Genomic DNA, 15,392 nt, shown 5'->3' on the forward strand with positions numbered 1-15,392 from the left:
GTGTGAGTCAGTAAGCCAGACAAGAGATTCCATCCTGGAGTGGCCGATGATGAGTCGTGACGGGTCCGCCCGATAGAGCGGTCAGAGTAGACCTTTTTTGGTAACATGGGTGGTACCGCGGAGATTTCCGCCCCAATTTTTGGGGCGGTTTTATTTTTTATTATGGCTTCAAGGTTTCAATGTTAGACGCAGTTTTCACGATAGCTAGAGGAGGAAATTAAAATGCGTGTATTAATTACAGGTAAAGTGGCTGAACAAGGGATTAAGTTGCTTCAAGCGGAGCATCAGGTTGATCTCCGTTATGATTTAAGCCAAGACGAATTGCTTTCGATTATTCCTGGGTACCACGCATTGGTCGTACAAAGTGAAACAAGTGTGCCTGCCCAGCTGTTTGAGGTGGCCGAGGACCTAAAAGTCATTGGATGCGCAGGTTCCGGAGTCAATAATATTGATCTCCGGGCCGCAACGCGTAAAGGGGTTCTTGTTCTAAATGCGCCCGATGGGAATACCATTGCAACCTCCGAGTATGCCTTTGCCCTGCTTCTGGCTCTTGCTCGCAATATTCCCCAGGCCCATGGGGCAGTTTGTGCGGGAAAATGGGATAGAAGTGAACTTACTGGGGTTGAAATCAAAGACAAGACCTTGGGGGTTATTGGAATCGGACGAATCGGTTCAGGGGTCGCGCAACGTGCGTTAGCTTTTGGAATGAGGGTATTGGCTTATGATCCATTTATCAATGAAGAGAACGCAGAGGAACTTGGTGTGGAACTTGTCGAGCTTGAGCGGATTTATGCTGAAGCTGATTTCATCACGCTTCATATTCCACTTACAGCAGAGACCCGGAATATGTTAAATGAAGAGGCATTTTCTCAGATGAAAAAAGGAGTTCGGATTGTTCATTGTTCAAGAGGAGGAATCGTCGATGAGGCTGCTCTCTTGAAAGCAATCCAACAGGGAATCGTGGCTGGCGCTGCCGCAGACGTTTTTGAAGGGGAGTCGAGCCATCTAGATAACCCTCTCTTAGCGACAGGGAAAGTAATTTTCACGCCGCATATTGCTTCTTATACGGAAGAAGCTTTGGTTAGCGTTTCAGTTGATGTCGCAGAGGGAATTCTTTTGGCCCTGCGCGAAGAGGCTGTCCCTACTGCCGTCAATGTGCCACCCGTTGCACGAGATGTCGCTGATTTTATTCGACCCTATCTTCACCTGGCAGAAAAAATGGGTACACTGTCAGTTCATCTCGTGGATGGACGGACTGAATACGTTGAGATAAAGTATAACGGAGAAATCGCTGACATGGACTGTAAGATGATAACAACAGCAGCCGTAAAAGGGATACTTAATCCTCTTTTGCAGGAAGAAGTTAACTATGTTAATGCTCAAGGAGTCGCTCGCTCAAGAGGAATAAAGGTTCGTGAGGTAAAAATGCAGGAAGCCGAGATTTTCACGAATCTGATCAGTATTCATATTCGGACAGATAAAGGAGAACATCGAGTGGCAGGGACAATCTTCGGCAAGGAAGAGCCCCGTATCGTAATGATTGATGGTATTCGGGTGGACATCGAACCGAGAGGTTGGCTTCTCATTGTTCCTCATCAGGATTCTCCAGGAATGATCGGGAAGGTCGGGAGTTTGCTTGGGGAGAATCAAATTAACATCAATGGGATGCAAGTGGGTAGAACAGAGAAAGTTGGAACCCAAATTATGGTCGTCAGTGTAGGACAGAATATCTCTGATGAAATCCTTAATCAGCTTAAAGGCTTAGATGGAATCAGTAACCCTCAAGTCGTTTACTTTAATGGATTGTAATGGCCATTCGTTCATGAAATTGGCTTTCTAAGAAAAAATGCTATAATAATGGCAGACTCTTATGGGAGGGATTTTTTTGCCATTATTATTTGGAACAGCTGGAGTTCCCTTGTCAACGAAAGAACGCTCAAGTGAAAGTGGAGTCCGCCGGATCAAGGAGCTTCAACTCGGTGCTATGGAATTGGAATTTGTGCAAGGCGTTCGCATGGGGGAAGAAAAAGCCCGTAAAGTAGCGCAAGTTGCCATAGAAGAAAAGGTTGCCTTAAGCTGTCACGGGCCCTACTGGATTAACTTTAATTCTCGAGAACCGGAAAAGGTCGTTGCGAGTCGGGATCGACTCCTTCATACGGCGCGCATTAGCAAGATCCTCGGAGTGCGTAGTGTCGTGTTTCACCCTGCTTTTTATCATGAGGATACGCCGGAAGTCGTCTTGGAACGGACGGCACGTGAACTAATAAAAGTTCGGGAAATACTTGATGCTGAAGCTAATGACGTTCTACTGCGCCCGGAAACCACGGGAAAGCCTTCTCAACTTGGGACACTCCAAGAAACAATCACCTTAGCTCAAGTCGTTCCGGGAGTCTTACCGTGTATCGATATTAGTCACCTCCACGCTCGAACCAATGGGCGAATTAATACCTATGATGAGTTTTGCGAGCTTCTTGAGGTCACAGCCGAGGGGTTAGGAGATCGCTGGGTGAAAAATGCGCATTTCCATGTCTCTGGAATTGAGTACGGACTTAAAGGGGAAAAGAAGCATCTCGTCTTAAAAGAATCCGATCTACGCTATGAGGAATTGATGAAGGCGTTTCATACCTTTGGTATTGAAGGTATCGTCATTTGTGAAAGCCCCAATCTTGAAGAGGATGCCATGCTTTTACAAAGCACGTATAGGGCGATAGGTTAAGGGGTAGTTGAGAGAATGTAAGTAAGTTAAAGGGCGATTCAGTGGTTTAAACTACTGGAACGCCCTTTGAAAATTTACTGCGAGATTTAGTTTTACAAGAAGTCCTAGACCGCGGTTATCACCATGTTTCGAGCATCATTTTTAGCCTTGTATAAGGCCATATCCACTCGATTCATAATTAAATCCTCATCATCCCCGATGGAGAAAGAAGATTTATTTGCTCTATTCTAGAGAAGGAAAAGCGACTGAAAATAAAGAATATAGAGGAAATGGTGCTAAATAGACTTACTGGAGGGGAAGAAATGAATTACACAGCTGCTTACGACGTTGCCTTGGAGAAATTCCGGAATACAACCTTAGAAGCAATTGCTGAATTCTCCGGTTACCTGATCGAAGGGAATAAGATCAAGGTTGAATTTTTGGGGCAACAATTCGAAGTAGAATATCCCTCAGGAAATTTCAGCCCTGAACCAGCTTTGGAAGGTGAGCTGCCCGTTTTCGCCCGGATTCTTGTTCTTCATTATCTCGTCAACCGTTCTCCAGCTGTACAAACTGGACAACTGATATCCTATAAAGAATTACCAGGCGGGAATATTTATATTCAACCGTTTACGAATCGAGCCATTCGTCCTTTAGTCAATGCTTTCGGAGGTCATCCGGAAAACTTAGTGAAGGTTGCAACCCGTATAGGAGGAGAGGCAGTAAAGCTCGGGGATGCCGCAGTGGTATTAAAGGTATTTCCTAAGATCCCAGTCACCTTAGTTGTTTGGGGAGGGGATGACGAGTTTCCTGCTTCAGGGAATATTTTGTTTGATAGTTCTGCAGGTACGATCTTACCTACAGAAGATTATGCTGTATTGGCTAGTTTTGTGGCTCAGACGCTTCGGAAGGTAGCAGTTATTTAAGGACGTAGAAAATACAAAGCAGTTAAGGCACATCATTCACTCCTAAAGCGAAAGGATGGATTGACAGTGGGCTCTCTGGAAATAAGTTATGATTAGGTTATAGCTCAGCTTCAGGACTGGGCATCAGCAAGTTGGCAAAAAGTAAGTCAGTCTTCTGTAACGGTGCACCCTTAAGGGAAGTATTATGATTTTGAAAGTATGATCATTAATAATGGAATATATAAGCTTGAAAATCGGTAGAATACCTGGAGGGAAAATGCGATGAGTACCTATAATTTTAGAGTCAGAATTACTCCTAAAGAAGCACTAGATTTTGTCAAAGAGAACGAAGATGCTGACTTGGTTCATGAAGAAATTCATGATCTGGGCAATAATGTCTATATTGGAACATTGGTATTTGAAAAGTACTTTATAAGAGTTGAAAGTAGGGTAGCCTTGGTTGTGATTATCGACAATATTTATGGACCTACTGATGTAAGATCAATTTCTACAGGTAGTTCTCAGGGCATTTTTTTAAAGTTTGATTGGGGTGCGACTGAAAAATTCGCCAGTAGTGTTCAGAAAATACTCGAGGATTATATTATTAGGTGAGTAGCAAGCTTATGTTTACAATTTTAAAGTTTGGTGGAAAAACTTCAGAAAAAATCCCTTAAACCAGTTTACTCGTTTAAGGGATTTCATATTATTGTTGATTATATTTATTGCTGATTAAATTCTAAGATGGCGCCTCTATTTCCCGACGTAACCAAGGCTGCATATCTAGCAAGGTAACCCGTTGTAATTCTGGGTTTCCTTGGTTTCCAGTTTTCTCTGCGTTTCTGTAGTTCACTGTCACTTATCACAAAGTTTATAGTGTTGGCCATAATATCAATCTGGATAATATCCCCTTCTTCGATTAGAGCGATATTCCCACCTAAGGCTGCTTCAGGAGAGACATGACCGATTGCTGCACCTCGGCTTGCACCACTGAATCGACCATCTGTAATCAGTGCGACACTTTCTCCAAGTCCGTTTCCCATGATTGCAGAGGTTGGATTTAGCATTTCGCGCATTCCTGGACCACCCTTTGGACCTTCGTAACGGATTACAACCACATCTCCTGGTACGATTTTGCCGGAATTAATGGCCTCTAAAGCATCTTCTTCACAGTCAAATACTCTTGCAGGGCCCTCATGCTTCAGCATTTCGGGTGCTACAGCGGAACGCTTGACAACGCAAGAATCAGGTGCAAGATTCCCCTTTAATACTGCAATACCACCTGTTTGGCTGTAGGGGTTTTCAACGGGTCGGATAACCTCCGTATTTTTATTGAAGCAGCCTGCTATGTTTTCCCCGACCGTCTTACCTGTGCAGGTTATCAAATCGGTCTTCAGTAAGCCCAACTTATTGATTTCATTCATCACTGCATAGATGCCACCCGCTTCATGGAGATCCTCGATATAGGTATGACCTGCAGGCGCAAGATGGCAGAGGTTCGGTGTCTTATCACTAATTGCGTTGGCGATTTCTAGATTTAAGTCAATACCGCATTCATGAGCAATCGCAGGAAGGTGCAGCATACTGTTGGTGCTGCAACCCAAGGCCATATCTAAAGTCAAGGCATTATTAAAGGCAGCCTCAGTGAGAATATCCCTTGGACGAATATCCTTTTTTAACAGCTCCATGATCTGCATACCTGCGTGCTTGGCAAGTAGAATCCGTTCTGAATAAACCGCTGGAATCGTACCATTGCCTTTTAACCCCATTCCTAACACTTCTGTTAGACAGTTCATGCTGTTAGCTGTATACATGCCTGAGCAGGAACCGCAGGTGGGGCAGGCCTTATTTTCAAATTCAAGTAACTTCTCCTTGGTAATTCTTCCAGAACTGTATTCGCTGACTGCTTCGGAAACGCTGGAAAAGCTGGTTTTCTGCCCATCGACTCTTCCAGCTAGCATCGGACCTCCACTGACAAAGATCGATGGAATATTTAACCGTGCTGCGGCCATTAACAATCCAGGTACGTTTTTATCACAGTTCGGAACCATGACCAGTGCATCAAAGGCATGTGCAAGAGCCATTGCTTCAGTCGAATCGGCAATTAATTCTCTAGTGACGAGTGAATACTTCATTCCTTGGTGCCCCATTGCGAGACCGTCGCATACAGCAATCGCAGGGAAGACAAGAGGGGTTCCCCCAGCCATTGCTACACCAAGCTTGACTGCGTCTACGATTTTGTCCAGATTCATATGGCCTGGAACGATGTCATTTTGGGAACTAACAATACCGATTAAGGGTCTTTCAATTTCTTCATTGGTTAATCCCAGCGCATGAAGTAAGGCACGATGGGGTGTGGTTCTTGTTACAGCATCACTATTCATATTGAACACCTCTCATTTATTACGTTGTATGATTACATTATCTATTGTATGATGTCTACTGTCAATGTGGAAAAAATATGAACGGTCAGGATGCATCTTTACGAAGTCACTTGATGATTGAGTTGAATTTTTTGACGAAACAATCTTCAATTTTCTGTGATTCCAAAGCCTCTCATGGCATGAAGGATATGAAGTTTCATGGCAGTTTTTGCTCCCTCTGCATCTCGTTTTGCTAGGAACTCCATAATTATTCTGTGATCATTTAAGGTATTCTGAACCATTTCATCGTTGACTTCAGATAGAACGACTCCTTTATCAATAGCTTGATGAAGAATAGGAATTAGCCGATTCATAAACTCATTATGGGTGGCTTTGGCAATTGATTTGTGAAATGCCTGTTCAACCTCTGTTCGATCTTCCTTTTTTAGAATTCTTTGTTCTACAAGCTTCCCGTAGTATAAAATACGCTCAAGCTCCTTATCTGTAGCTCTTCTTGCGGCATAGTAGGCCGATTGCGGCTCGAAGATTAAACGCATTTCATACAAATCTTTAACATCTGGCTTTAAAGTTGTAAGCTCTTTTAAGCTAAACTCATCGCTTTGTGCTTGATCATTTTTGACATAGGTTCCCTTACCACGCTGGATCTCTAAGATATTATGGGCCACTAAAATGCGAATGGCCTCTCGTAACGTAGTACGACTGACCTTTAAATTCGCAGAGAGTTCGTTCTCATTGGGGAGCTTATCTCCCTTGGAAAACTTTTTATCTATGGTAATCATTGCTAGAATATCTTCTGCTACATTTTCGACCAGACTTTTTTCAGCTCTTGTCATAGGTCGCTCGCTCCCCCTAAAATCTTTTCTTCATGATACTGCGTAAGACAACGCTTTTCAAGTATGATGTCTGATGTATAAACTCATGTCAAGAACAACTATGAAGCAAGTGTAGCAAAAAAAATGTCTAGTCGAAAGATTTTTGCACAAAAAAATAGCAACGCATGAGTAGACCTCATGTGCTGCTATTTTAGGTTCGCTAGTTATTTAGCAACTTTTGCTGCTTCAACAATTGCGGTAAGATAACCAGCAGAATCTGCCAATGTAGAACCACTGATAGTATCAACAGGCATCTTCTCTTTAGGGGTATTTTTGAGAGTAGCTTCTAACTCTGCAATTGTCTTTCCAACAACATAGTTTTCGATGGCAGCCATGTTCTGATCCCAAGGCTGTTTTGAACCAGCATTTTTAGCCATGTTAGCGCTATAAGCTGCTGTGTTTACTTTTTTAGATGCTAAAACTTGCTTTGTTGCGTCTTTATAGCCCGCGGTGCCCATATCCTTATCGGAATTTGGTACTGCTTTAGTTCCTTCTGTAGCCATAAATTGATACTCGTCTACATAAGCTTTGACAATTTTATCACCTTGTACAACTGCGAATGCGGTAGCAAAGCCTTTTGTTCCATGGGCTGCATAGTCAACTCTTCCCACTTTTAGGGGATCTGCTGCTTTAGCAGGTGCTGCTGTTGTCTGTTGACCGGAGCACCCAGCAAGGCTTACCAATAAGCCCAAAGAGAGTACGATACCTAGAATTTTTTTCATAATTCTTCCTCCTTCGATAAAAAAAGTTCTTTTCCGTCAAATAATGTACCATATAGTACAAAGCTTGTCTATGCAAATATTTACAAATGCTTAAAAATATTAGAACTCAACTGAAAACATTTTTCCACCCCTTACACCCTCAAATGTGGAGGTCAGGAAGATGCTTTATGTGGATTATTCTCTAGTAGGGATGGAGTTTATTGATGACATCTAGCTAAAAATTTGATGACATAGAGTTAAAAAGAGGTTATTGGATAAGCGGTTCTAGAAGTGGTTACCCAGAGTCTCATTATGATAGAATAAAAATATGAGTATTCAGCGGTTGGTCAACATTCTACTATTCGCCAGAAGGCACTTATTATATGATAGCAAAACAGCCATCTTGTTTTCAAAATTCATTCCATTAAGCTAAGTATTTGAAGAAGCAAGTAGAGTAGAATGTGTACTTCTTTCATGCACGAATTGAGGGCACGTTTCTCTGGTGAGCTCTTCTCATGAGAAAGCGAGGAGAAATAGTATATGATGCTCTATGCTAACAGAGAGTTAAACCTAAAAGTATATTCTTTCGATCTAAATCGGTGGGGTGATTTTGAAGCCTTATTTGGAGAAAGAGGAGGATGTGGTGGGTGCTGGTGTATGTCATGGCGATTAAAAAGATCAGACTTTGAACGTCAGAAGGGGAATGAAAACAAACTCGCTATGAGAAATCTAGTGGAACAAAAAGAACGAATAGGTATTCTAGCTTATATTGATAACAAGCCCATTGGCTGGTGTGCGATTGCTCCCCGTGAAGTCTATCAAAGGTTAGAAAATTCAAGAGTCTGGAAAAGAATTGATAATGAACCAGTGTGGGCAATCACTTGTTTTTTTATTACTAAATCCCTCAGGAGGAAAGGCATATCACTTGAACTTCTGAAAGGGGCTATTAATTACGGAAAAGCGAATCATGTTAAAATCATAGAAGGCTATCCAGTAGTGCCTTACGGAGATAACATCCCTGATGCATTTACTTGGACAGGTATTCCTTCTGTGTTTGAGAGGCTGGATTTGTCGTTGCAGCAAGAAGGTCTCAATCGAAACCGATTATGAGATATTACATAGAAAATAGTTGACTATTACAACCACGCTTACTCAAGGCGTGGTTGTTTTTTAGCGCCATAAAAAGGTTTCCCTGATTGTATTTGCCAGTTCACCCAAATATCTATACCTTCTATTTTGCATGAACTTCTTCCTTAAGCTCAGACTAAACTTTGAGGAGGTGTCTTCATGCATACTGTTTGGAAAGGTTCAATAAGCTTTGGACTCGTCAATGTTCCTGTGAAGATGCATGCCGCGACAGAAACACAAGAATTTCACTTTAATTATCTTCATGAAGCCTGTCATAACCGGGTTCGTTATACGAAGAAATGTCCACATTGTGATATCGAGGTCGCAGCAGAAGATATTGTCAAAGGGTATGAATACGAAAAGGACCGTTATGTTATTCTGGACGACGAAGATCTAGCTTCCTTAGAAAAGCCAATGAGTCGTTCCATTGATATTCTGGATTTTATCGCTTTAGCGGAGATCGATCCGATTTATTATCAGAAGTCGTATTATCTCAGCCCAGAAGAGACTGCTCAAAAAGCTTACCGTCTACTCTGTAAAGCTATGGCCGATACGGGGAAAGTGGCTGTGGCGAAGTTAACGATGCGCTCAAAGCAGCACTTAGCCTGTCTTAGAGTGGTCGATGAAAATATTATGGTTCTCGAAACCATGTACTATCCAGCAGAAATCAGGCATCTTGAGGCCAGTTGGGATAAGGTTTCTCCCACAGAGATAGAAATCGAGATGGCTCGGCAACTCATTGGAAATTTAGCCGCTCCTTTCGAGCCTGAGAAATATCAGGATGAATTGAGAGAGCAAGTGAAGGAACTCATCGAGAAGAAAGTGGCGGGCGAAACCTTTAGTGTCACAGCCGCTCCCGAACCGGGAAAGGTTATTGATTTAATGGAAGCTTTGCGGGCAAGCATTGCAATTACAGATCAACAAAAAGGAAAACCATCTGTAGATGAAAAGGAGTATGAATCTGTCGATAAAATAAAAGGTAAGGATAAGAGGATAGATCCTAAAGATAAGAAGGAAGATATTAAAGATAAAGTAGGTAAGAAGGATGTAAAACACAAAAACGCTGAAATAGGTGAAATAGCTAAGGAAGCAAAAACTAATAAGAAAGATGAAAAGCTTAATAAGAAGAAGGGTACCCTTAAAGAGAAGTTCGTAGAAGAGAACATCACTAAGGAGAACGTGTCTGAAGCAGACACCTTCCAGGGAAAGACTGAAAGTCCCCAAGCCGAAAGTTCCCAGGTTGAAAGTGAAGAGAGACCACAGAAATCCACCTTAACGTTAAGACGGCGTAGCACTCGAAGGGCTAAAGGGGCCTAGAAAAGATGGACATGAAACCGATTATTCCGTTTGAACCAATTCGTACAGACGTTTTTCCCCAGGGAGAAGATTGGATTGCACAAGTCAAATGGGATGGGGTTAGAGTACTGACCTATTATGATGGAAGTCGTGTCCAACTTTTCAATCGACAGCTTAATGAACGAACGGGACAATACCCTGAGCTGACCCCAATCGAAAACTATTGTTCTGCAAAATCCGTTATCCTCGATGGAGAAGTCATCGCACTTGAGAAGGGCAAACCCTCGTTTCATCAAGTGATGAAACGGGATGGAATTCGCCGCTTAGAAAAAGTGGATAGGGTAAAACAGCAAATTGAAATTTCTTATATGGTATTTGATCTTCTTTTTTATAATGGAGACTGGGTTAACACACTTCCACTCAAGGAAAGACAGAAAATCCTTCATGAGATACTAAGATCGCAGGAGCGGGTGCATGTCGTTGATAACTTTCCAGATGCGCCAAGCCTCTTTGAAGCTATTAAAGGACAGGACCTAGAAGGTATTGTTTGTAAAAAGTTGTCTTCGACCTATGCCATTGGGGGGAAGGATAATCGATGGCAGAAAGTTAAGAACTATAGAGATATCATCGCTGCAGTAGGTGGAGTGACTCTAAGGGACGGTATAGTTAATGCCCTGTTGCTTGGAGCGTATGATAGCGAGGGGCAGTTTTGGTATATCGGGCATGCGGGTACGGGGAAGCTTACTCAGTCAGATTGGCAGGAATTAACCCACAGGATTCAGCCCTTACGGAGAAAGGATAGTCCGTTTGTCAATCGACCCGCTCGTATGAAGGAGGCAATCTGGTTAGAACCGGAGTATACCGTGAAGGTGCGCTTTATGGAGTGGACGGGAGGTGGGACCCTACGGCAACCGAGTATTCAAGCCTTTGTACAGGTGCGACCCTCAGAGTGTAGATTAGAGTAAGAAAGGGGGAGTCCTCTTGCCACAGACTCATCTTGACAATCCTTCAGCAAATGAAGCGAATAACCTCGCCCCTTTGTCTAGGACGAGGCTCCAACCACAGTCCCAGAAAGCTTCTGGGAAAAAGCAAGACTCTGTAAATGTCGATATCAATGGGAATACACTGACGTTAACTCATCTCGATAAAGTCTACTTTCCAGAAAGCGGGATTAGCAAAGGGGAACTCATTCAATTTTATACTGAGATGGCCCCATACATCTTACCGCATCTTTCTCAGAGCCCCTTTGTCATGGTGCGATATCCTGGAGGAATACATGGCGAATTCTTTTATCAAAAAGAATGCCCTCTTCAAGCACCAGAGTGGATCACCCGATATACAGATCCACACTCAGAGAGCAGCTTGACGTATGTCGTTTGTGATAAGTTATCGACTTTAGTCTATCTGATTAATTTGGGTTGTATTGAGCTTCATTCCTGGGCAGCAACGATCGAACATCCCGAGTATCCAAGTTGGGCTGTTTTTGACTTAGATCCTGATCCACCCTCGGGTATATCGGAAGCTTTTGAAGTGGCTCGGATGTTAGGGCAAATCTTAAAGGAGTTAAAAATGAAATTCCTTGTGAAGACGTCAGGATCGAAAGGGATACATATTTTACTCCCCCTTATTCCAAACCACACTTACTTGGAGGTACAAAGAGGAATAGAAGGAGTCTGCCGCTTCCTTCTAAAGCAGCGTCCAGACATTTGTACGATGGAGCGCAGTATTAAAAGAAGACAAGGCAAGATATATCTTGATTACCTTCAAAATGGTAGGGGTAGAACAATGGCTGGAATTTATAGTGTGCGTCCAACCCCTCAAGGACAGGTTTCCACTCCGCTTTTATGGGAAGAAGTGAATTCTGGAGTGGCCCCGGAGGAGTTTACACTTCGTAATTTTGGGAAAAGACTAGAAACAGTTGGAGATTTAAGCGAAGTTATGAAGGAAAAAAACGATTTTGGTAGAATTCTGCACTATTTTCTGAAATAGAGTTCAATTCGACAGAGTTTGACGCAGGAAAACCCTCCTACTGTACCGAAAAGAAGGGGACGGGGAGGGGAAGCTATGTGCAAGGATACTTGGTTAGAAGAAAAACGGTATAGAGCAACGATTCATTCCATTTCCGGAATTGGGAGTGGGAAACTCCGTCAGCTTATTGCCCGGTATGGAAGTGCAATCAATGCCTGGCATTCTATCGAGAGCACTTCAGGTCTTCACAAAGAAGAGCCATGGATTCAGCAGATAGGTCGTAAACGGAGAGAACTCAATCCCTTTGAAATTGAAGAAGCCCTAAAAGAGAAGGGAATTTTTACTGTCATTCCCGAGGAGGAAGACTATCCTCCCTTGTTACGGGAGTTGTCGGATGCTCCACCTCTTCTTTATTACAAAGGACATTTGTCTATTCGAAAAGAAGCGATTGCCATTGTAGGGGCGCGAAAGTCTACTCCCTATGGGAGGGCAGCGGCTGAAGCAATCAGTAAAGAGTTAGCCCAGCACGATATTGTTGTCGTAAGTGGCTTAGCTAGAGGAATTGATACGGCAGCACATAAAGGGGCCTTAGCAGGCAGTGGAATAACCTGGGCAGTTCTCGGCTGCGGACTTAACTTTATGTATCCTCCAGAAAATAAGAAACTTGCCGAGGAAATTATCGAAAAAAGTGGAGCGATATTTAGTGAGTTTATGCCGGAAATGCCACCAGAACCTCAACTTTTCCCGATGAGAAACCGATTGATTAGCGGAATGTCCCGTGGTGTTGTAGTTGTTGAAGCGGCATTGAAAAGCGGAGCCCTCATTACCGTGGATTTCGCTTTGGAGCAGGGACGTGAAGTCTTTGCAGTGCCTGGACCGATTTTTAGTGAACAAAGCAAAGGATCAAATAACCTTATTCGACAGGGTGCAAAGCTCATCGAGGGTTTTAAGGATATCTTGCCGGAAATCCCATCCTTACAGGGTAGTCAAAATCAGGAGAAGAATGAAGAGCCAGGGCAGATGAATAGGACGGGTACACATCTTGAGAAGAGTCTAGAACAGGAGGAACTTCTCGAAATGATAAGTGACCTTCCGCTTCATATCGATCAAATCACGATGAATTCCCAACTTCCTCCAGAGCAAATTCCACTAACACTTTTAGAGCTGCAATTAGCAGGTCAGATTGAACAACTTCCAGGACAGCTCTATGTATTAGCACACAAGTGCTAGACATACTATAGAAAAGAAGATAAGATTAGGCTAGTTTGCCAAGCGGAGAACAATTAAGACTCTTAGCAAGGTTTAAGCTATGCTTGTCTGTATATAATGTTAATAGAGATTTCTTGAGGTGATTTATGGCAAAGACACTCGTTATTGTCGAATCCCCTGCTAAGGCGAAATCTATCAGCAAATTCTTAGGTAGCCACTATACAGTGAAAGCTTCCATGGGACATTTGCGAGATTTGCCTAAAAGCCAGCTTGGGGTAGACATAGAAAAAGATTTTGATCCCAAATATATAGCAATTCGTGGCCGGGGAGATTTAATTAAGGAACTTCGTGCTGCGGCAAAGTCGGCTGATCGCATCTTACTGGCCTCTGACCCAGATCGTGAAGGAGAAGCTATTGCTTGGCATCTTGGTCATCTTCTTGGCATCGATTTATCGGGTAAGTGTCGAATTGAATTTCATGAAATTACAAAACCGGCGATTACGGCTGCTATAAAGCAACCCCGACAAATTGATTCGAGCAAAGTGGATGCCCAACAGGCACGCCGCGTTTTTGATCGTCTGGTCGGTTATCAACTCAGCCCGCTCCTCTGGAGAAAAGTGAAAAAGGGGCTTAGTGCGGGGCGTGTCCAGTCTGTTGCGGTTCGATTAATTACTGACCGAGAAGAGGAGATTCGAAACTTTATCCCGGAAGAATACTGGAGTCTTACTGTGTCTTTGCAAGCGGCAGGAGGGGCTTTTGCTGCTAAGTTAGTCAAAAAATCAGATCAAAAACTTACAATTTCTTCGGAAGAAGAAATGAAGCAAGTGCTTAAGGACTTAGAAAATGCCTCCTTTTCTGTAAACGATGTACGAACCCGTGAGAAACGGAAACAACCAGCGGCTCCTTTTACGACAAGTAGCCTACAGCAGGAGGCGTATCGTAAGCTCAATATGTCTCCAAAAAGGACCATGATGCTAGCTCAGCAATTATATGAGGGGATAGATATTGGGAAGGCAGGCACAGGCGGTCTCATTACATATATGCGTACAGACTCTGTCCATATTTCTGAGATTGCTCAAGCAGAGGCCAAGGAATGGATTATCGCCCAGTATGGAGCAGATTATTACCCCCCAGAGCCCCGACAGTTTAAAAGTAAGGGACGTACCCAAGAAGCCCATGAGGCCATTCGTCCGACGTCGTTATTGAGGACACCTGAATCCTTAAAAGAGTTCTTAAGTCGAGATCAATTGCGCCTTTACCGATTGATTTGGGGACGCTTCTTAGCCAGTCAGATGAGCGCTGCGATTCTCGATACTCTCACTGTTGAAGTGGGGGGAGGAGATTACTTATTCCGCGCAAATGCCTCCACCGTTCGTTTCCCTGGATATTTAGCCGTCTATGAGGAAGGGCAAGATGAAGGGGAGGGAGATCAAGAAGAGGACTCCCTTATTGCCAATATCGAGCCAGGGGAGAAGCTTGAGGTGCTCAAAAAGCAAGAAAAGCAGCACTTTACTGAACCCCCGCCGAAATACACAGAGGCTTCGCTCGTTCGAAAGATGGAGGAAGAGGGAATTGGACGTCCAAGTACCTATGCTCCAACGATTGAGACAATCCAATCTCGTGGGTATGTAGCTAAGGAAGATAAGAAACTTTCTCCTACAGAATTAGGAGAGATTGTAATAAGCCTTTTGAAAGAATACTTCCCTGAGATTGTCGATCTTGAGTTTACAGCGAACCTAGAAGAAAAGCTTGACGATATCGAAGAAGGAATCCGACCTTGGAAATCGGTAGTCCGTGATTTTTATGGTCCTTTTGCAGTGTCCTTGGAAGAAGCGGATAGGCTCATGGGAAAAGTGCAAATTGAGGATAAGGTCTCAGAAGAAATCTGTGAGAATTGCGGTCGTAATATGGTCATCAAAATGGGCCGGTATGGCAAATTCTTAGCCTGCCCAGGGTTCCCTGAATGTCGCAATACCAAACCCTTATTCGAAGAGATTGGTACAAAATGTCCGAATTGCGGGAATCCTTTAGTTGTTCGACGGAGTAAAAAGGGACGCAAATTCTACGGCTGTAGTACCTATCCAGAATGTGAGTTTGTTTCTTGGGATTTACCTGCACCTGAGCCATGCCCGAAGTGTGGGAAATTCATGGTTATAAAGGGTTCAAAACAAGGACAACGCTATGTTTGCACGAATTCAGAGTGCCGATTTGACAAGCTAGTAGAGGAGCAATAAGAC

The 15,392-nt window shown here is 43.3% G+C and carries 12 protein-coding genes and 1 pseudogene; 10 read left to right on the forward strand and 3 right to left on the reverse strand.

What is annotated here, in order from left to right; genetic code table 11:
- Window positions 1-222 precede the first annotated feature (222 nt).
- The 4 genes from serA to ACZ42W_RS06830 all read left to right on the forward strand — a co-directional run bounded on the left by serA (window position 223) and on the right by ACZ42W_RS06830 (window position 4,212).
- On the forward strand, window positions 223-1,809 hold the full coding sequence (gene serA, locus ACZ42W_RS06815; RefSeq protein ID WP_464169424.1) for a phosphoglycerate dehydrogenase: 1,587 nt from the start codon (window positions 223-225) through the stop codon (window positions 1,807-1,809).
- A 76-nt stretch (window positions 1,810-1,885) separates the two neighbouring features.
- Window positions 1,886-2,716 (forward strand): TIM barrel protein, encoded by an 831-nt coding sequence (locus tag ACZ42W_RS06820; protein WP_464169426.1) that lies wholly within the window; start codon window positions 1,886-1,888, stop codon window positions 2,714-2,716.
- Between the two features lie 302 nt (window positions 2,717-3,018).
- Complete coding sequence (locus tag ACZ42W_RS06825; RefSeq protein ID WP_464169428.1) at window positions 3,019-3,621, forward strand: DUF3786 domain-containing protein; 603 nt, start codon at window positions 3,019-3,021, stop codon at window positions 3,619-3,621.
- A 261-nt stretch (window positions 3,622-3,882) separates the two neighbouring features.
- On the forward strand, window positions 3,883-4,212 hold the full coding sequence (locus tag ACZ42W_RS06830; protein WP_464169429.1) for a DUF6054 family protein: 330 nt from the start codon (window positions 3,883-3,885) through the stop codon (window positions 4,210-4,212).
- A 107-nt stretch (window positions 4,213-4,319) separates the two neighbouring features.
- Here ACZ42W_RS06830 and ilvD read toward each other — a convergent pair whose 3' ends face one another.
- The 3 genes from ilvD to ACZ42W_RS06845 all read right to left on the reverse strand — a co-directional run bounded on the left by ilvD (window position 4,320) and on the right by ACZ42W_RS06845 (window position 7,575).
- Window positions 4,320-5,981, reverse strand: coding sequence for a dihydroxy-acid dehydratase (gene ilvD / locus ACZ42W_RS06835; protein WP_464169431.1), 1,662 nt, complete (start codon window positions 5,979-5,981; stop codon window positions 4,320-4,322).
- Window positions 5,982-6,127: 146 nt separating this feature from the next.
- Complete coding sequence (locus ACZ42W_RS06840) at window positions 6,128-6,814, reverse strand: FadR/GntR family transcriptional regulator (RefSeq protein WP_464169432.1); 687 nt, start codon at window positions 6,812-6,814, stop codon at window positions 6,128-6,130.
- 203 nt (window positions 6,815-7,017) lie between these two features.
- A complete protein-coding gene (locus ACZ42W_RS06845) occupies window positions 7,018-7,575 on the reverse strand; it encodes a hypothetical protein (protein ID WP_464169434.1) in 558 nt (185 codons plus the stop codon).
- Between the two features lie 519 nt (window positions 7,576-8,094).
- Here ACZ42W_RS06845 and ACZ42W_RS06850 point away from each other — a divergent pair.
- The 6 genes and pseudogenes from ACZ42W_RS06850 to topA all read left to right on the forward strand — a co-directional run bounded on the left by ACZ42W_RS06850 (window position 8,095) and on the right by topA (window position 15,389).
- A complete protein-coding gene (locus tag ACZ42W_RS06850) occupies window positions 8,095-8,664 on the forward strand; it encodes a GNAT family N-acetyltransferase (RefSeq protein WP_464169435.1) in 570 nt (189 codons plus the stop codon).
- A gap of 177 nt (window positions 8,665-8,841) precedes the next feature.
- A pseudogene (gene ku, locus ACZ42W_RS06855) lies at window positions 8,842-9,654 on the forward strand (non-homologous end joining protein Ku); the annotation flags it as partial.
- Between the two features lie 350 nt (window positions 9,655-10,004).
- Window positions 10,005-10,943: an ATP-dependent DNA ligase gene (locus ACZ42W_RS06860; RefSeq protein ID WP_464169436.1), complete on the forward strand. Its 939-nt coding sequence runs from the start codon at window positions 10,005-10,007 to the stop codon at window positions 10,941-10,943.
- A gap of 16 nt (window positions 10,944-10,959) precedes the next feature.
- Window positions 10,960-11,967, forward strand: coding sequence for a non-homologous end-joining DNA ligase (gene ligD / locus ACZ42W_RS06865; protein ID WP_464169438.1), 1,008 nt, complete (start codon window positions 10,960-10,962; stop codon window positions 11,965-11,967).
- 75 nt (window positions 11,968-12,042) lie between these two features.
- Complete coding sequence (dprA, locus tag ACZ42W_RS06870; protein ID WP_464169440.1) at window positions 12,043-13,176, forward strand: DNA-processing protein DprA; 1,134 nt, start codon at window positions 12,043-12,045, stop codon at window positions 13,174-13,176.
- A 125-nt stretch (window positions 13,177-13,301) separates the two neighbouring features.
- Window positions 13,302-15,389 (forward strand): type I DNA topoisomerase, encoded by a 2,088-nt coding sequence (gene topA, locus ACZ42W_RS06875; protein WP_464169442.1) that lies wholly within the window; start codon window positions 13,302-13,304, stop codon window positions 15,387-15,389.
- The last annotated feature ends 3 nt before the right edge of the window (window positions 15,390-15,392 follow it).

The sequence above is a fragment of the Desulfitobacterium elongatum genome, assembly GCF_055378975.1.